The sequence below is a fragment of the Pseudoalteromonas sp. genome, assembly GCF_018402495.1.
Classification (GTDB): Bacteria; Pseudomonadota; Gammaproteobacteria; order Enterobacterales; family Alteromonadaceae; genus Pseudoalteromonas.
In genome coordinates, this window is the sequence record NZ_JAGYIU010000002.1 from 377,541 (window position 1) to 394,615 (window position 17,075).

The 17,075-nt window shown below is 39.7% G+C and carries 16 protein-coding genes; 10 read left to right on the top strand and 6 right to left on the bottom strand.

All coding sequences use genetic code 11. The features are described 5' to 3' along the window. Positions 1 to 49: 49 nt before the first annotated feature. Both ftsH and rlmE read right to left on the bottom strand, forming a co-directional pair. Positions 50 to 1,993 (bottom strand): ATP-dependent zinc metalloprotease FtsH, encoded by a 1,944-nt coding sequence (gene ftsH / locus KG708_RS07220; protein ID WP_301003331.1) that lies wholly within the window; start codon positions 1,991 to 1,993, stop codon positions 50 to 52. A gap of 66 nt (positions 1,994 to 2,059) precedes the next feature. Further along, complete coding sequence (gene rlmE, locus KG708_RS07225) at positions 2,060 to 2,689, bottom strand: 23S rRNA (uridine(2552)-2'-O)-methyltransferase RlmE (RefSeq protein WP_213608751.1); 630 nt, start codon at positions 2,687 to 2,689, stop codon at positions 2,060 to 2,062. A gap of 88 nt (positions 2,690 to 2,777) precedes the next feature. Between rlmE and yhbY the strand changes: the two genes are divergently transcribed. Then, positions 2,778 to 3,074 (top strand): ribosome assembly RNA-binding protein YhbY, encoded by a 297-nt coding sequence (gene yhbY / locus KG708_RS07230; RefSeq protein ID WP_008112687.1) that lies wholly within the window; start codon positions 2,778 to 2,780, stop codon positions 3,072 to 3,074. Between the two features lie 139 nt (positions 3,075 to 3,213). On the opposite strand, the gene KG708_RS07235 is transcribed toward yhbY, so the two are convergent. Further along, a complete protein-coding gene (locus tag KG708_RS07235) occupies positions 3,214 to 4,368 on the bottom strand; it encodes a serine hydrolase domain-containing protein (protein ID WP_213608752.1) in 1,155 nt (384 codons plus the stop codon). Positions 4,369 to 4,483: 115 nt separating this feature from the next. On the opposite strand from KG708_RS07235, the gene KG708_RS07240 reads away from it, so the two are divergent. The 6 genes from KG708_RS07240 (at position 4,484) to KG708_RS07265 (ending at position 10,473) form a co-directional block, all read left to right on the top strand. Further along, positions 4,484 to 5,293 (top strand): hypothetical protein, encoded by an 810-nt coding sequence (locus KG708_RS07240; RefSeq protein ID WP_213608753.1) that lies wholly within the window; start codon positions 4,484 to 4,486, stop codon positions 5,291 to 5,293. Positions 5,294 to 5,540: 247 nt separating this feature from the next. After that, positions 5,541 to 6,398, top strand: a complete 858-nt coding sequence (locus KG708_RS07245) for a MipA/OmpV family protein (protein WP_213608754.1) — start codon at positions 5,541 to 5,543, stop codon at positions 6,396 to 6,398. Beyond that, complete coding sequence (locus tag KG708_RS07250; protein ID WP_213608755.1) at positions 6,388 to 6,774, top strand: DUF3019 domain-containing protein; 387 nt, start codon at positions 6,388 to 6,390, stop codon at positions 6,772 to 6,774. The genes KG708_RS07245 and KG708_RS07250 overlap by 11 nt, the downstream gene beginning before the upstream one ends. 51 nt (positions 6,775 to 6,825) lie before the next feature. Beyond that, entirely contained in the window at positions 6,826 to 7,530 is a 705-nt protein-coding gene (locus tag KG708_RS07255; protein ID WP_213608756.1) for a response regulator transcription factor, read from the top strand. 94 nt (positions 7,531 to 7,624) lie between these two features. Beyond that, complete coding sequence (locus KG708_RS07260; RefSeq protein ID WP_213608757.1) at positions 7,625 to 8,914, top strand: ATP-binding protein; 1,290 nt, start codon at positions 7,625 to 7,627, stop codon at positions 8,912 to 8,914. Between the two features lie 203 nt (positions 8,915 to 9,117). Further along, positions 9,118 to 10,473, top strand: a complete 1,356-nt coding sequence (locus tag KG708_RS07265; protein WP_213608758.1) for a sodium-dependent transporter — start codon at positions 9,118 to 9,120, stop codon at positions 10,471 to 10,473. A gap of 54 nt (positions 10,474 to 10,527) precedes the next feature. Here KG708_RS07265 and KG708_RS07270 read toward each other — a convergent pair whose 3' ends face one another. Next, positions 10,528 to 10,971, bottom strand: coding sequence for a GNAT family N-acetyltransferase (locus tag KG708_RS07270; protein ID WP_213608759.1), 444 nt, complete (start codon positions 10,969 to 10,971; stop codon positions 10,528 to 10,530). A gap of 46 nt (positions 10,972 to 11,017) precedes the next feature. After that, positions 11,018 to 11,761 (bottom strand): sporulation protein, encoded by a 744-nt coding sequence (locus tag KG708_RS07275; protein WP_213608760.1) that lies wholly within the window; start codon positions 11,759 to 11,761, stop codon positions 11,018 to 11,020. Between the two features lie 309 nt (positions 11,762 to 12,070). Between KG708_RS07275 and KG708_RS07280 the strand changes: the two genes are divergently transcribed. From KG708_RS07280 to KG708_RS07290, 3 genes are all read left to right on the top strand, one after another. Next, positions 12,071 to 13,642: a cation:proton antiporter family protein gene (locus tag KG708_RS07280; RefSeq protein ID WP_213608761.1), complete on the top strand. Its 1,572-nt coding sequence runs from the start codon at positions 12,071 to 12,073 to the stop codon at positions 13,640 to 13,642. 283 nt (positions 13,643 to 13,925) lie between these two features. Next, the gene (locus KG708_RS07285; protein WP_213608762.1) at positions 13,926 to 14,147 is read left to right on the top strand and encodes a DUF3820 family protein; all 222 of its coding nucleotides are present in this window, start codon (positions 13,926 to 13,928) and stop codon (positions 14,145 to 14,147) included. A gap of 442 nt (positions 14,148 to 14,589) precedes the next feature. Continuing rightward, positions 14,590 to 15,627, top strand: coding sequence for an IS110 family transposase (locus KG708_RS07290; protein ID WP_213608763.1), 1,038 nt, complete (start codon positions 14,590 to 14,592; stop codon positions 15,625 to 15,627). A 215-nt stretch (positions 15,628 to 15,842) separates the two neighbouring features. Here KG708_RS07290 and KG708_RS07295 read toward each other — a convergent pair whose 3' ends face one another. After that, complete coding sequence (locus KG708_RS07295) at positions 15,843 to 17,075, bottom strand: ATP-binding protein (protein WP_213608764.1); 1,233 nt, start codon at positions 17,073 to 17,075, stop codon at positions 15,843 to 15,845.

Here is a 17,075-nt window from a genome sequence, read left to right on the forward strand (position 1 = left end):
TACAAAAAAGCCCCGAACTTCGGGGCTTTTGGATAGTTTATTTTAACGATTAATCAGCTTTATCATCAAGGTTTGTTTCATCTTTTTTAGATTCATCAGCTGGTTTTTGTACTTCATCAACTGGTTTCTCTTTAGAAACATCTTCTTTTTCTGGTTTAGCTTCATGACGGTCATGCGCATCACGTGGTTCACGTACTGGCTGACGAGCCATTAAATCATCAATTTGTTTCGCATCAATGGTTTCATACTTCATTAGTGCGTCTTTCATCGCGTGCAAAATATCAATGTTTTCTTTCAATATTGATTCTGCGCGTTGATAGTTGCGGTCTGAGAATAAACGTACTTCTGCATCAATTACTTTTGCAGTTTCATCCGACATACTCATAGAACGACCACCGCCGCCACCCATGTACATTTCGCTTTGATCTTCAGCGTAAAGTAATGGACCTAGTTTTTCGCTTAAACCCCATTGGGTTACCATTTTACGTGCAATATCAGTTGCACGTTCAATGTCGTTACTTGCACCTGTAGTTACTTTATCTTCACCATAAATAAGCGCCTCAGCAATGCGGCCTCCATAAAGGCTTGAAATCATTGACTCGAGTAACGCTTTTGAATGACTAACACGATCTTGCTCTGGTAAATACATAGTCACGCCTAATGCACGACCACGCGGGATAATGGAGACCTTATAAACTGGATCATGCTCTGGCACCATACGGCCAACAATTGCGTGACCAGCTTCGTGGTAAGCGGTCATTTCTTTCTCTTGCTCACTCATCACCATGGTCTTGCGCTCAGCACCCATCATGATTTTGTCTTTTGCAGCATCAAACTCAGCCATGCTAACAACACGTTTGTTACCACGAGCAGCATACAGAGCTGCCTCATTTACAAGGTTAGCAAGATCGGCACCAGAAAACCCTGGCGTACCACGTGCAATTACTGACGCCTCTACGTTATCACCTAAAGGCACCTTACGCATATGGACTTTCAGTATTTGCTCACGACCACGAATATCAGGTAAACCTACCACTACTTGACGATCAAAGCGACCTGGACGAAGTAATGCTGGATCTAACACATCAGGGCGGTTTGTTGCAGCAATTACGATAATTCCTTCATTGCCTTCAAATCCATCCATTTCCACAAGCATTTGGTTTAAAGTTTGCTCACGCTCATCGTGACCGCCACCCATACCTGCACCACGTTTGCGCCCTACAGCATCAATTTCATCGATGAAGATAATACAAGGCGCTGCTTTTTTTGCCTGTTCGAACATGTCACGTACACGTGATGCACCCACACCGACAAACATTTCAACAAAGTCAGAACCAGAAATGGTAAAGAACGGTACTTTAGCTTCACCGGCAACAGCCTTAGCAAGTAATGTTTTACCTGTACCTGGAGGACCGACCATAAGTACGCCTTTAGGGATGCTACCGCCTAGCTTTTGAAACTTAGAAGGGTCACGTAAAAAGTCCACTAGCTCGGTTACATCGTCTTTGGCTTCGTCGCAACCTGCTACATCAGCGAAAGTCGTTTTGACCTGATCCTCACTCATTAAGCGGGCTTTACTTTTGCCAAATGACATGGCGCCTTTGCCACCGCCACCTTGCATTTGACGCATGAAGAAAATCCATACACCAATAAGCAGGATCATAGGGAACCAAGAAATGAAAATGCTTGCTAAAAACGATTGCTCTTCAGGTTTAACACCTTTTACATTCACATCGCTTTTTAACAAATCATTTAAAATATCTTTATCGTAAATAGGCATAACGGTTTGAAAACGCTCACCACTACTTTTTATGCCAGTGATGGTGCCGCTGTTACTCTCAATCGACACCTCTCGTATAGAGCCGTTTCGGGCTTCTTTAACAAATTGACTATAACTTGTTTGACGATCAACTTGATCGCCGCCATTAAAGCTCTGAAATACTGACATAAGCACAACTGCAATGACCAGCCAGAGTATTAGATTTTTCGCCATATCGCTCAAGGGGTTAACCTCTTGTATCCAATTAATTTAAATTCAACTAAACGCCTTGCAACTGTACTACAGTTTGTATCCAGTCGCTACTATATATACTTCCCGAGAACGGGGACGCGAGGCATCCGGTTTACGTATCTTCACTGTCTTAAAACTATTACGAACATCTTGCAAATATTGATCAAAGCCTTCGCCTTGGAATACTTTAACAATAAACGCGCCATTTTTCTTTAAAACTTGATGGCACATATCAAGCGCAAGCTCAACCAAATACATGCTACCTGCCTGATCAACCGAGTTATTACCACTCATGTTAGGTGCCATATCAGACAATACCACATCTACATTTTTACCATCAATACGTTTTAACAACGCATTGAGCACTGCTTCTTCACGAAAGTCACCTTGTAAAAAGTCAACACCCGCTAATGAGTCCATAGGTAAAATATCACACGCAACTACTTGGCCCTTATCACCTACTTTCTCAGCTAAGTATTGTGACCAACTTCCTGGAGCCGCGCCTAAATCAACCACCGTCATTGCTGGGCGCAATAACTTATCTCTGTTTTGTATTTCGTCTAATTTGAAAACAGCTCGAGAGCGCCAGCCTTTTTTTTGTGCTTGCTGAACATATTTATCATCAAAATGTTCTTTAAGCCAACGTTGTGAACTGGCTGACTGTTTTTTATTTGTCATAAATTAACACGCAACTAATTAGTAATATTCTCTAGATGGCGTTAGAATACCCTTAATTCAAGCCATATTCAGCAAAATTTGTAATATCATGACATTATCAAACAAACAAAAGCAGTTTTTAAAGGGTCAGGCGCATAGCCTTAAGCCTGTAGTTTTACTAGGTTCTAACGGTTTAACCGAAGGCGTAGTCGTTGAAATCCAAAGCGCACTTGAAATTCACGAATTAATTAAAGTGAAAGTGCCAACAGACGACCGTGAAACAAAAAAGCTTATTTTTGATGCCATTGTTCGCGAAACAGGGGCTACTAAACTTCAAACAATTGGGCATACTATTGTGCTTTATCGTCAAAGCCCTGAGAAAAAAATTCAATTACCTCGTGGCTAATTGATTCACTCAAACGTAAAACAAAAAAACCAGCAATTGCTGGTTTTTTTATAAGTGTTTAAAAACAATCTTTACTATGTGGATACATTTTATAGCTGCATTAACTAAATCAATTTGTTTGTATTGTTAATAAAATTTATTAACTATTTTTCCTGCGCTTATATACTAGCAGGCGGTCTATAAACTCAGTAGTAAGTTCATTTATAAGCCCTGTTTCTGCATTTAAGATTAAACTAAAACCAACATTTAAGTGCGGAAAAACAACTAGATCGCTACGATATCCTTGCACCCAACCACTATGATAATAAAGTGTTTCATCATCATAATCATACACACGCCAACCTAGCCCATAGTAGGCCTCATTCATATGCTCTCGCCATACCCGCCTGTAACGTTCTTTTTTAGTATGTGTATAAGGGCGCGTTTGCATGGCCAGAGCCTCTAATGATAATACTGATGGATATTGCCCTAGCTGTGCATTTAACCAAATAGCCATGTCAGAAGCACTCGCGTTAACACCTGCTGCAGGAGCAACTTTATAATAATTCTTTTTTAAACGGGCACTGTACCAACGCTTTTTTCCACGAACATGAGGATGTGCGTAGTTACTGTCTTGTACCATCGCATCGTAGCCTAAACTAGCATCGCGCATTTTTAAAGGGGTGAAAAATGCGTCGTTAAGCCACTGGGCATAAGTTTTGTTGGTGCTTTTAAAAATAACATCGTCAATTAAGCTAAACATGACATTTTGATAGCCGTAACAATCACCGGGGGCACAAATAGGCTTGACCGTTAATAGCTTTTCAACAATATCGGTGTATCCCATTCGCGATTCGATTAAATTATCGTATGCATTTGGTACCAGCCCGCTAGAGTGACTTAAAATATGAAAAACTTTTAACTCATCTTTGTAGCCGGTTTGTTTAAATTCAGGGATATAATGGCTAACAGGCAAATACAAATTAAGCTGTTGTTCATTTGCAAGTTTAGCCGCTAACGACCCTGCAAATGTTTTAGACACTGATGCCAAACGAAACCGGGTATGCGGATCAATTCTTTTACCGCCCCCCATTTTAGTTTGCCCCATTGCATGAATATAGTCACTCGCGTGTGTATTGACTATGGAAAGTGCCCCTCCGGGAATCTTTTTTATTTTTAGTTTTTGCTCTACGTAACGTCCATAATTTTTAACGAAAGCTTCCCAGTTAGGATCTGTATTTGCGCTTGCCTCAAAATGTCCTCCGATAAGGCATACAACAAAAGCGTAAAAGGGTAAGGTGTTAAAATACTTCATGCTTGGCTAATTTTTCTTTTTTAGTCATAATCAGCTTTTATAATACCATGAACTTTTGCTCAGACTAACGTACAATGCGTCTGATAAATGGTTTTTAAGTGGATGTAAAATATTTATGCGTTTTTTAGTTGTATCATTTTTTTTTGTATTCGTATCTGGTTGTGCCGTTGTTAAACAACCCGCAGAGCCTTTAGCAATGCCTGTAAAGCCTGTCCTTAAAAGTCAAACTTACCAGCTAAAATATGAAACTGATCATGCTTCACCAAAAGTAAAATCAGTGCAGTTACCTGCACATACCATAAAAAGAAATCAAACCGTCAAAGTCGTTGTTGACCGTGCAAGTGTCACTGACACGCTCGCCTCTCAAATTAGCCAAGCATTAAACGACAAACAGTTAAAGGTTACAACAACCGATAACAGCGATTACACGTTAACAATTCACCAAGTTGACCTTGAGTTTATAGATGATGCTAAGTACACCCTAGCACGACCAGATGAACCTAATTCACTGTTTTCAAGCGTAGCGCAGCAATTTCCTTCTCAGCAATGTGCAAATATACTGGCACAAGTTAGTATGCGCCTTACGCACAAAGCATCAGGTGACGTGGTGTGGTTTGCTAAATCATCAATAAATAGTGCTAGCTTTCATCGCGAGCCTTTAATTTATAGCTTTAATGAAGAAAAGAAGATCACTAACGAGTTAGAGGTTGTTGCGTTTATTCATAAACACAACACTGAGCAAGCTCGCCTTAAGCGTGCTGAACTTAAAAATGAAGTAACACCTCCGGAATATAAAACCATAACTAAACTTAGTAGCTTAACTAAACTACAGGGGCCTTGTACGCGAACTGAAATAAGCGCGCTAACTCCCATGATGCAATTTTACTTAAGCAGTGTGCTCGTTGATAAAATTAAAGTTCAGTGATCATGAGTAATCATTTTAAGGGACAAAGTTGATGTTAGTATGTACACTGCATGGATGCAGGAACCATTGCAGAGAATCACTAACCAACGACACTTAGCCTTACTATCGATACGATTTTCCTTTCAAAATAGCTCACTTGATTGAACGAGCTGGTGTTAGATGGACAACCACTACATTTTTTTACAGATTTAGCCACGAGTATGACAATATACTACTCTTTTTAGCAAACTCTAATTAGGTTCCAAGGATGAAGCACTCCCCAAAAACACCATTTCTGTCTTGTGTAGCCTTATTTTTTTCGCTTATTTTTAGCGCTCACAGTACAGCAAGTAATCGTTACTATGCCGATAACACATTAGAACCCACTTCAGGTTTTGCATGGGATTGGAGTGCTGGGGCAAGTTATTACGTAGAAGATTCTTATTTGGTCGGCATGAAATCCTATGATGTTGGCGCAGAGTTGGATTTGAGCCTTGCGATTTCTTTCGATAATTTTTACCTTGATTTTGATCACAATCAACTTAGCGGCGGGCTTGTTTTAGGCTACAGCTTAATTAATAAATATGATTGGGAACTTGATTTATTAGGCACTAATGCGCAAGCTGGGTTTGATGAACAAGGCCTAGGTTTTTATAACGATGGCATTATTGATTCACTTCGCGGTATAAAAAAGCGTAACTATGACTTCAATGCTGGCCTTCGACTTACACGTCGATTCGACAGTTCGCAAATTTCTCTTGAATACTTACATGATATCTCAGGGACTCATAATAGCTGGGTGGCGAACGTATTTTTTAGTCACATTCAGCCTTGGCGCAATTGGGAGTTTCGCTCTGGGATTGGCCTAAGTGCCTATTCAGCTGATTTTACAAACTATTACTTTGGTATTGATAGTGATGAAGCTAACGCAACTCGCCCTATTTATAATACCGACGCCAGTACCAGTATTATCTTTGAATTTCATGCTGAATACCCCATTAATCAAGATTGGGTCTTTTTAGCTGGCTGGTTAAGCACATGGTTTTCAAAAGAAATTGATAACAGCCCCATTATTTCCCAAGGATATCAACATAAAGCCAAGGTAGGCGTGCGCTATGTACTTTAGATTTTTTTACTGTTTATTGTTTAGTTATTCAGGCTCTTTGCTGGCGGCCCCAGTGCAAATATCCGCTCAATTGAGTGCAGTACCTGACACCTGCGTGGCTTTACGTGAAGGGCGCAACTGTTACGCCGATGTTGTTTTGTCATGGCAGCAAGTAGAAGTGGGAAATTATTGTCTACGCGATGCCACCTCAAAGTACATTATGCAGTGCTGGCTTAAACAGCGACAAGGTTCGTTTAATTATGCTTTTGACTCAACGCAAAGTATTTCGTTTGAACTGTTTAATAGTAATACATCGCAAGTCATTGCTGTTACAGAAGTAAAGCTACAGTGGGTGTATCAAAATAGGCAAAAAAAGCGACGTTGGCGTTTATTTTAAATATAAACATTTTAATAGCTTAACTATCAATTAGGTATACAAAGAAAGCTTATGGATAATTACGGTACTATTTTACTGGTTGAAGATGATATCTCTCTTGCACAGTGGGTCACTGAGTATTTAACAGAGCAAGGCTATGTTGTGCATGTATGTCATCGGGGTGATGAGGTTATAAGCCAAGTAAAACGTTTAAAACCACAACTTATTTTACTCGACATTATGCTGCCAGGGCTTGATGGTATTAGTATATGTCGTGAGCTACGTAGTTTTTATCATGCCCCAATTATAATGCTTACTGCCCGCGATGAAGAAATGGATGAAGTGATTGGGCTGGAAGTCGGTGCTACCGATTACATAATAAAACCTGTTCGTCCTCGCGCATTACTTGCACGCATTAAATCGGCCTTGCGCTACAGTAGCGACACGCCTAAAACCGATGACCAAGCAAATATGATTAATATTGGCGAGTTAAGTATTAATACCGAGTCACGCAACGTTACCCTCAACCAACAGGATGTGAACATTTCAAGTGCTGAATATTTATTACTGCATTACTTAGCCAGTAATGCAGGAGAAGTTGTATCACGCGATGCAGTGTTTAAAGCTACGAAAGGCAGAGAATATGATGGCCTAGACAGAAGCGTTGATGTGCTTATTTCTGCTTTGCGTAAAAAGTTTAATGATGACCCACAAAAACCTGAAAAAATTAAAACCATTTGGGGTCGGGGTTATTTATTGGTGACTACAGCGTGGTAACTGATAACATTTGATTTGTACAAATAACCTTCCCTGCCATATTAAAGGTTACTTTAATGTCAAAAGCCTGCGCTATTAATACGGAATAGCATCAATGAAAAAGTTTTATATTTCACTACTAGGCAGTGCGCTGCTTTCAATTATTGTTTTAGGCTGGCTTATTGATGCATTTAGCCAACAAGCACATGCGCCTTTGGATGAGTTTAGCGTACAAAGCCAGATTATTGTCGGGTTAAGTAAACAGCTCGCTGCGCTAAAAACCGATGCTCGCCCACAACAAGTAACAAAGCTCGCCGCTGACTTTAACCTTATACTTAACTACAAATTAAATCAGTCGCTGGCACTGCCTTTAGCGCTATTAGATAAAATGCAAACCCAAGGCGGGTTAATCCTCGAAGACGAGCAAGGCTTTTATATGCTCTACACTAATGATGAGTTAAGTCCTTATCATTTAACCATGCGTTTAGATAAACCCTATGAGGCCACACAACGAAACGATATTATTTTAACGCTATTATTTTACACTGGCTTATGTGTTTTTATGGGTTTTATTATTACCCCTTTAGCAAAGCGCCTTACGGTGTTAAACGAAGCAGCAAAGCAGTTTGCATCTGGTAATGTTAAAGCGCGTATTACCCCCTCTCGATTTACCTATATAAAAGATGTGGAACTGACCTTTAACCGTATGGCGAGTCAAATTGAAAAGCTAGTTGCTGAAAACAAGCTAATGGCCTCCAGCTTATCGCATGATATTAGAACCCCAATTGCTTGCTTACGCTTTGGTGTCGACGCCGCCCTTGATACTCATGATGAGAGTAAAATAAAGCATTATTTAACCCGTATGGAAACCGACTTAGACCATATGGAGTCAATGCTAAAAAGCTATCTAACGTTTGCTACTTTAGAGCAAAATGCGAATAAGCTTACTTATTCATCAGTAAACCTTAAACAATACTTAAGTGATATTGTATTGCAACTTGAGCCTAGAATAACCTCTCGCTCGCTTAATATTTCTTTAGAATGTGATGATCATACCGTTTATGCTGACTTACATTGGCTGGCAAGAGCAATCACCAACTTAATTAATAATGCCTGCGACTTTGCAAATCACAGCATTCAAGTAACCGCCTCAGTACAAGAACGTTTTCTGGTGCTGAACATCGCCGACGACGGACCAGGCATAGCCCAAGAAAATAACCATAAAGTATTTAGCCCATTTTTTCGTGAACGCAGCCACCGTAATCGCAGTGATAATAGTTATGGCTTGGGGCTAGCAATCGTCGCCAAAGTTGCAGATTGGCATCATGGCACCGTAAAAGTGAGTAAAAGTGAACGGCTCTCAGGCGCCTGTTTCACATTAACCATCGCTCAGTTTGAACATTAATCAACAATGCAATGACGCTTAATACAACTGATTAACGAAATATAATTAAAAAATTGTGCTATTTATAATCAAAATACGCACGTGTTATTTATACAGCCGAATAAAACGCAATAATTGTGCAACTGAGACAAATAAGCACTTTTTATTTAATTACAATTCCAGTAGATTGTCACGGCGTCGAAAAAATAGAGAAGCAGAATAATATGAGTGCAGTAAGAGGTGAGTTTAGCTCCCGCTTTGGTTTTATAATGGCCGCGGCAGGGTCAGCTGTTGGCTTGGGTAATATTTGGGGTTTTCCGACCCAAACAGCAAGTAATGGGGGCGCTGCATTTTTAGTCGCGTACTTAGTACTGGCTTTCTTTTTAGCCTACCCCGCTTTAATGGCAGAACTGATGATAGGTCGCCATGGGCAAGCTAATGCGGTTTCTTCATTAACTAAATTAACCACGCGACCATGGCAAAAGCAGTTTGCCTTTGCTGTCGGCTTTGGTGGTATTTTATGTGCTGGATTTATTTTAAGTTTTTATGCCATTGTTGCCGGTTGGATGTTAAGTGCCACTTTAGAACCGTTAACCACATTGGTCGGCGCTGATGCCGCCTCTTTATGGTTAAGTGAGCAATCGCTTACTCGTAATATTCTTTTCACTGTTTTATTTATTATTTTAACTGTTGCTATTATCAGCCGTGGTGTAGAAAACGGCATCGAAAAATGGTCTAAACGCTTAATGCCCGCTCTGCTCGGTATTTTGTTTGCCCTAATTGCCTACGTGATGACTCAAGAAGGCGCTGTTGAGGGTTTAAAAGCTTACTTAGTCCCTGACTTTTCTTCTATTTTTGACCCTACATTGTTAGTGAGTGCCTTAGGCCAAGCTTTCTTTTCATTGTCACTGGGCACCAGTGTGATGATTATATATGGCTCATATATCAGTAAAAAAGAAAACCTTGTGTCCCTTGGCGCGTATGTAACCTTAATTGATGTGTTTATAGCGTTTGTAGCGGGTTTATTGATCATCCCTGCTATGTACGTGGCACAAGCGCAAGGTGTTGAAATATTCTCTTCAACTACAGGTAAACTTCTCTCTGAAGATACTCTCGTATTTCAGGTATTGCCTGCCTTATTTGATGGCATGGGTGGTGTTGGTTTATTTGTTGGTTTTGCTTTTTTTGCATTGATGAGTATTGCCGCACTAACTTCATCTATTTCCATGTTAGAAGCGCCAGTGTCGTACACGGTAGAGCGCTTTGCGATGAAACGTGTTCAAGCAACGTGGTTAATAGGCGCTTTAATTGCCATAGTGAGCATTACCATAGTGTGTAACCTAGGCACTTTATTTGGCTTAGTGATCACGCTAACAACCAAAGTTGCACAACCTTTATTAGGGCTTATGTGCTGTATATTTGTAGGTTGGATCTGGTACAGATCGTCACTACTTAAAGCGATTCAACAAGGTAACCCTGAGGTGCATAATACGTTATTTTGGAAGATATGGCCTTGGTATACTAAGTTTGTATGCCCTATTGCCATTAGCTTAGTATTTTTACATTCCCTACTAAGCTAGTTAAAAGATGCATAAAAAAGGCCCACATCAGTGGGCCTTTTTAGTGGAGCAATACTACTGCTTTAAAATCATATCCTGATGGGGTATGCCATCTTCTATATATTCATCACCAACACATTCAAAACCGAATGAGCGATAAAAATTCAGTAGGTAGGTTTGTGCGCCAATATAAATATCGCGAGTCGGCCATTGCGCCTTACAGCATGCTATTGCTTCATTGACTAACTGTTTGCCTAATCCAGAACTTCGCTGTGATTGAGCAACCAATACACGCCCTATCGCACTGTACTGAGCATCTTTTTCATAACAACGGGCATAGGCATGCACCGATAGCCCATCAAGTAAATAGACATGACGTGTAGTGTCTGCGATATCGTGATCATCAAGTTCAGGGTAAGGACATGCTTGTTCTACAACGAATACATCGACACGTTCACGCATGATTGAAAATAGGGTTTGGGAGTCGAGCGCAGAGAATGGCTCACATTTAAACGCCATTTTAACCCCTTTTTTATTACAGGAATTCACTAAAAGCTCCTGTATACTAAGCAAATAACCGCTCTAACTGATCGCATAACTGAGATAAGTTAACGTGGTCATGTTCTATGGTTAAGTCAACGTAGCCGTCACTTCTAAGCGCTCTGTCTAATTCAATCAATACATGTGTTTTATGTGCTTCAGGAATAAACGACAGTTCGATTTCTTTTATACCAAATAAACTGCGACTATTTGGCTGATATTCAAGTTCTTGATAACACCCAGACACAGATTGAAAAGTAGGAGCACGCAAGTGCCCTTGCTCTACATCGGCTTTAACCAAACTAAAGCCAAGCTTTTCCATTGCTTGCATGCAGGTTTTAACTGCTTCATTAGGATAAATGTGTAAATGGTCTTTGTCTGCTGGGTCAAGTGCAAGGTCGATATCAAGGCCAGTTTCTAACCATACATAAGATTGGTTGTAACCTGCATTAATTTCGGTAATTGGTGTTTCTGAGTGTAGACGGGCTTCAAACGCAATGGTTTTCACCTCTCCAGGTTCAATGATACCAATATCAGTAATACGCCACTGGTCAATAACATGATTAGTGAAATAATCATCGTCTTCACTCGCCACTTTTACCCGGGTAACTAACATTAAGTCTAACCCGGTAATTTCTTGGCTGACATCACCTGCGGTAATGACAATTTGCGCATTAAATAATTGCCCCGGTTGAAGGTGCTCTGTTTCTAAAATAGTGTCCACCTTGGCGGCACCAATACCTACTGATGCTAAAATCTTTTTAAACATATTTTCCCCTTAAGCTAAGCAGCACTGATGCTTGCTTACACTTAAACTCCTTCGTTATAGCATCTTAACCACATTTAAAAGCACTTGTCAGCGAAAAACTGCTATTTACATGCTGTTTACCATAAAACTAGCCATATATGTGTGTTTTTTATACATTGAGGCTACTTTACCTCTGCATAAACTGACAGTAGCAATCATTTGATAAATACTCACTATCACGTAACTAACTGCGTTAAATAAGTAGATTAATTGTCAATAAGCATTATTTTTCGCTACACTACAATGCCTAGAAAAGTGATACAAATAACTATGGAACTAATTTATTTTGCAACCGCCTTCGTCTGCGGTTTTGGTATTTACCAGTTAAAATTGCCACCACTCATCGGCTTTTTAATGGCTGGTTTTATCCTTAATTTAGCGGGTTACAAAAGTACAGAACTACTTGAAACAATAGCATCTTTAGGGGTTACCCTGCTACTTTTTAGTATTGGTCTCAAACTTAAAGTTTCAAATTTAATAAAGCCGCAAGTATGGGCTCCGGCTACGTTACATATTATCTTAAGTAGCGCTTTATTTAGTGGCTTTATGTTACTTCTGGGTATTTTTGCACTGCCTTTATTTGTTGATTTGAGCTGGCAAAGTGCGCTGTTAGTTGGTTTTGCTTTGAGCTTTTCAAGCACCGTATTTGCAGTAAAAGTACTTGAAGAGCGCGGTGAAATGGCAAGCCTGCACGGTAAAATAGCCATTGGTATTTTAGTTATGCAGGATGTTTTTGCTGTTATATTTTTAGCGGTAAGTACTGGTAAAATGCCGAATATTTGGGCTTTAGGATTATTGCTTGCTCTGCCTGTATTTCGCCCTGCTATGTTCTGGATGTTAAACCGCTCTAAACATGGTGAATTACTGCCACTGTTTGGTTTTTTCTTTGCTTTAGTGGTAGGTTATAACGCCTTTGAATTTGCAGGACTAAAAGGTGATTTAGGGGCTTTGATTGTTGGTATGATGTTCGCCCCACACAAAAAAGCAGGTGAACTGTCTAAATCATTACTTAGTTTAAAAGATATATTACTGGTTGGCTTTTTCTTAAGTATTGGCTTAAGTGCAGATCTCACAGCCCACTCATTTATTGCCGCGTTAGTGCTAGTATTAGTTATTCCTATTAAAACGCTACTTTATTACGTTCTGACTAACCTGTTTAAGCTTCGTGCACGCACTTCGCTGCTAACCGCATTTAGCTTAGCTAACTTTAGTGAATTTGGTTTAATTGTATGCGCTGTTGCCGCATCCACTGGTATGGTCACTTCTGAATGGCTTGCGGTTATCGCGATTGCAGTGTCGATCACCTTTGTGATTGCCTCTCCTTTAAACAAACGCTCTAACGAACTGTACGTTAAAGTAGAGCGATTTTTATTAAAGTTTGAAAGCAAAACCCGCTTAGCTGAAGAACTTCCGGTAAACTTAAATGACACAAAAATAGTTATCTTTGGAATGGGTCGTATTGGTACAGGTGCCTATGAAACAATAAACGTAACTCACCCTGATGTTGTTGCAGGTATTGATATTAAGCCTGAGGTGGTTGAAAAACATGTAAAACGAGGTCGGCGTGTGCTGATAGCCGATGCAACCGATCCAGACTTTTGGCAACGTGTTAACCACTCTAAAGTTGAAATGGTAATGCTCGCTATGCCAAAGCATATGCAAAATATTTTTGCCTTGGAACAATTGCAAGCATCCGGTTACAAAGGGCAAGTAACTGCTATTGCTAACTACCCCGATCAACAAAAAGAATTAGAGGATATGGGAATAGACTCTACTTATAACTTTTACTTAGAAGCAGGTAGTGGTTTTGCGGAGCATGTAAAGCAAACCTTATTTCCTTAATAAAAATTAGATGCAAATAGGTTGTATTTACAATCCTTTACATCTGAGCATTTTATTGGACTAAAAATAAGGTAAAATATTTACGTTGATCTAATAAAGTTAGCACCTAAGTGTGTAACTAATAAAAATATATACAGATAGAAGCTTTGCTTTAATAGTCAATGAAATCCCCAATTAGAGGGCCTACTCCCTCTACCAATAGGCTGTTACTTGCCCGTGCAGCCTACTTTATTTTTTATTATCCCTTATAATTAACTCTCTGTATTTATAAAAGATGCCAAGAATGGATCCTCAACAACTCAAAATCGCTGTTAACACTATTATGCCGTTTGGTAAACATGCAGGCCGCCCTTTGCTTTTGCTGCCTGAGCCTTATTTAGTATGGTTTAAACAACAAGGCTTTCCTAATAGTAAGCTTGGCTCTCAACTGGCCATGATGTACGAAGTGAAGCTTAATGGTTTAGAGCAAATGTTGATGCCATTACTAGAACAAAAGAGTAAATAAAATAGAACTTTTCTATAAGTGGCCTGTCTATCTATTTGCTACTTGTTGATTTTTTGGTTTTAAACCGCAAAAAAGCGCCTTTAAGGCGCTTTTTTATTGTGTGGAATTTACTAGGGTCTGTTGACCTTTGCGGATTAAAATTTGTTCAAACTAGGGGCAATTTAATCGCGGCGCGAGATTTGTAACCTAGTGGGCTAAGTCAAAACCGAGCAATAAAGAGTTAATTGCCCCTAGGCAGAACCCTTCGGGCAGCGCCTGTTTGACATTGATGCTGCGTTATCGCCTATTTATGGGGAATAACCACACCACATAGGCTCTGCCTTGCCTAAATACCAAACAGACTGCTGCAAATTTAACCTTGAAAGAACAACAGATGTATGGACTCCCACTTCCCTCAGGAGTAACGTAATAAGCAACTAAACTTTTACCAAGGAGCCCATACATGTTTGATTGTAATGTAATCGCAATTGATTTAGCAAAAAAATTATTCCAGGTTTGTAAAACAGATAAAAATGGAAACGTTATTTATAACAAAGCAATCACAAGAGCTAAACTTAAAGAATTATTAATTAAAGAGAAGCAATCTTTAGTTGCTATGGAGTCGTGTGGCGGAACACATTATTGGGCACGCTTTGCTAAACAAGCTGGTCATCAAGTAAAAGCAGTTAATGCACGACAAGTAAAAGCGTTTCGTCAAGGACAAAAAACAGATGCTAATGATGCGCTGGCTATTTCTGTTACCGCTCGCCAGCCTCATATTAAAGAAAGCCGATTACTTTCAGTGCAGGAGCAATGCCTGCAAGGCATTGAATGTATGCGTGATTTATTGGTCAAACAAAAAGTAAGTTTAAGTAATCAACTCAGAGGTTTGCTTTTGGAGTTAGGGTACCCAATAGCTCAAGGTGATACCCCATTAATTCGCGCTATACCAGAGATACTAGAAGACGCAGAAAATAGTTTAACATCCTCATTTCGCTTTTCAATTGACCTCCTTTTTCAACGCTTTAAGGAGACAATTGAAGAAGCAAAGCAGATTGAAAAACAACTGCATGAAATAGTTAAAGAAGATAAAACCTGTAATCGCTTACAAGCCTTAGAGGGAGTCGGTCCAGTCTGTGCAGTCTTGATAAAAATAGCACTAGGTGATGCGACACATTTCAAAAGTGGTCGAGAAGCCGCCGCTTGCTTTGGTCTGACACCTGTACAACATAGCAGTGGTGGTAAAGAAAAAATAGGCTCGATATCTAAAGTGATAGGAAATAAGAAGCTGCGAAGTGCTTTGTTTAAAGGTGCATTAGCTGTTGTTTCCCAACTAGAAAAAAGAGAAAGTCGCAGCAAAAAAGATGTATGGTTAAAAGCATTAACCGAACGTCGAGGAAAAAAAGTAGCAGCAATTGCTTTAGCGAATAAAACGATAAGAACGGCTTTTGCAATGCAAAAGCATAATAAAGAATATCAGCCGAAATTACTTGCGGCTTAAAATTTGTCAAAAAAGAGCGCTTAAAATAGGTAAGACCAACCTTCAATAGACTGTTAGGGTCTGAAGTTTCATAAACTGCTCAACAGAAAAGTCATGAAGGTGCGAATACATAAGAGGCCAGAGGTAGCTCCTCAATTTGAGCCCGTATATAAGCTAGCATCTAAATTTATTTTAACTTTTTCTTTTTGACATTTTCGGGGAGTCCATATAAGACCCTAGTCTAAGCTAATAATAAACTTAACCCCACCCAGTGTTGAGTCTTCAATTGTGCACTGCCCTTTATGCCATGACACAATTTTACTCACTATCGCCAACCCTAACCCAAACCCACCGGTTTTTTTATCACGACTTTTATCTAAGCGCGTAAACGGCTTAAATACTTTTTCGCGCTCAGAGAAGGCAATACCAGGGCCATCATCTTCAACCACTAGCAGTAACTTTTCATCGGCAGTACTTAAACTAATATGTACACTTTTCGAGGCATGTTTAAGTGCATTACTAATTACGTTTTGCAGCACCCGCGACATAAAATGACTATCGCATGAGTAAATAAATTGAGTGGGGAGCGTTGTTGTTAGTTTAATACGGGTATCAAAGTTTACTTTTTCAATATTAGTTTTAATTAATGCAACGATATCACAAGGCGCTAATTGTAAACTAGGTTGCTGTGTGTCTAAACGGGCGTATTCCAACATTTCAGATACCAAAGACTCCAGTTCATGAATATCCATTTGCATGTCAGATAAATATTGCTGTGCTTTGGTATCGTGGGTTTTATCCTCGAGTATTGCAATAGCAAACTTCAACCGCGCTAATGGCGTTCTAAATTCATGAGATACAGAAGAGGTGAGCTCTTGCTGAGCACTCAGTAAAAACTCAATACGTTGCTGCATTACTTGCAATGTATCGGTGATGGGTAAGAAGAATGACTTTGAGCCATCGCTTAATTGAAAATCTTGCGAGCCACCCACTGCCTCGCATGCATGACTCAGCTTTGCAAAGTCTCGCCACAACAAAAAGCTCCACAAACCTATTGGTAAACTTATAATAAACAACACCAGTAAATACGGTAACACAGTCCCTGAGCTACTGTGTTTAACACCCACAGGGCCTACTTGTAGCAATTGTGAATTATTTAGCGTTACATACCAAACGATACGCTGCTGTTTATCATATAAATAAAGGTAATGGTTTTGAAATAGTTGTGCTTGCTGCTCTGGTGGGAGCACCAGATCTTGCTGGGCAATGACTTGGCTATCAAAATTATGTTTAAGCTGCTCAAGCCCACCTGGGGTTTGTGAAAGCAGCCATAAAGACTGCCCAAATTCGTCATCTAACAATACACTTTGCTGAGATTCATCATAGGGCCAAAACTGCTCTATAACGCCACTAACAATAAACAACGAGGCAATAATATACACGTAAAGGCTTATAAATAGCTTTCCCAT

What these genes read in the sequence shown, in the direction of transcription:
- ftsH (WP_301003331.1), bottom strand. Translation starts at nt 1,993, where the DNA reads ATGGCGAAAAATCTAATACTCTGGCTGGTCATTGCAGTTGTGCTTATG.
- rlmE (WP_213608751.1), bottom strand. Translation starts at nt 2,689, where the DNA reads ATGACAAATAAAAAACAGTCAGCCAGTTCACAACGTTGGCTTAAAGAA.
- yhbY (WP_008112687.1), top strand. Translation starts at nt 2,778, where the DNA reads ATGACATTATCAAACAAACAAAAGCAGTTTTTAAAGGGTCAGGCGCAT.
- KG708_RS07235 (WP_213608752.1), bottom strand. Translation starts at nt 4,368, where the DNA reads ATGAAGTATTTTAACACCTTACCCTTTTACGCTTTTGTTGTATGCCTT.
- KG708_RS07240 (WP_213608753.1), top strand. Translation starts at nt 4,484, where the DNA reads ATGCGTTTTTTAGTTGTATCATTTTTTTTTGTATTCGTATCTGGTTGT.
- KG708_RS07245 (WP_213608754.1), top strand. Translation starts at nt 5,541, where the DNA reads ATGAAGCACTCCCCAAAAACACCATTTCTGTCTTGTGTAGCCTTATTT.
- KG708_RS07250 (WP_213608755.1), top strand. Translation starts at nt 6,388, where the DNA reads ATGTACTTTAGATTTTTTTACTGTTTATTGTTTAGTTATTCAGGCTCT.
- KG708_RS07255 (WP_213608756.1), top strand. Translation starts at nt 6,826, where the DNA reads ATGGATAATTACGGTACTATTTTACTGGTTGAAGATGATATCTCTCTT.
- KG708_RS07260 (WP_213608757.1), top strand. Translation starts at nt 7,625, where the DNA reads ATGAAAAAGTTTTATATTTCACTACTAGGCAGTGCGCTGCTTTCAATT.
- KG708_RS07265 (WP_213608758.1), top strand. Translation starts at nt 9,118, where the DNA reads ATGAGTGCAGTAAGAGGTGAGTTTAGCTCCCGCTTTGGTTTTATAATG.
- KG708_RS07270 (WP_213608759.1), bottom strand. Translation starts at nt 10,971, where the DNA reads ATGGCGTTTAAATGTGAGCCATTCTCTGCGCTCGACTCCCAAACCCTA.
- KG708_RS07275 (WP_213608760.1), bottom strand. Translation starts at nt 11,761, where the DNA reads ATGTTTAAAAAGATTTTAGCATCAGTAGGTATTGGTGCCGCCAAGGTG.
- KG708_RS07280 (WP_213608761.1), top strand. Translation starts at nt 12,071, where the DNA reads ATGGAACTAATTTATTTTGCAACCGCCTTCGTCTGCGGTTTTGGTATT.
- KG708_RS07285 (WP_213608762.1), top strand. Translation starts at nt 13,926, where the DNA reads ATGGATCCTCAACAACTCAAAATCGCTGTTAACACTATTATGCCGTTT.
- KG708_RS07290 (WP_213608763.1), top strand. Translation starts at nt 14,590, where the DNA reads ATGTTTGATTGTAATGTAATCGCAATTGATTTAGCAAAAAAATTATTC.
- KG708_RS07295 (WP_213608764.1), bottom strand. Translation starts at nt 17,075, where the DNA reads ATGGGAAAGCTATTTATAAGCCTTTACGTGTATATTATTGCCTCGTTG.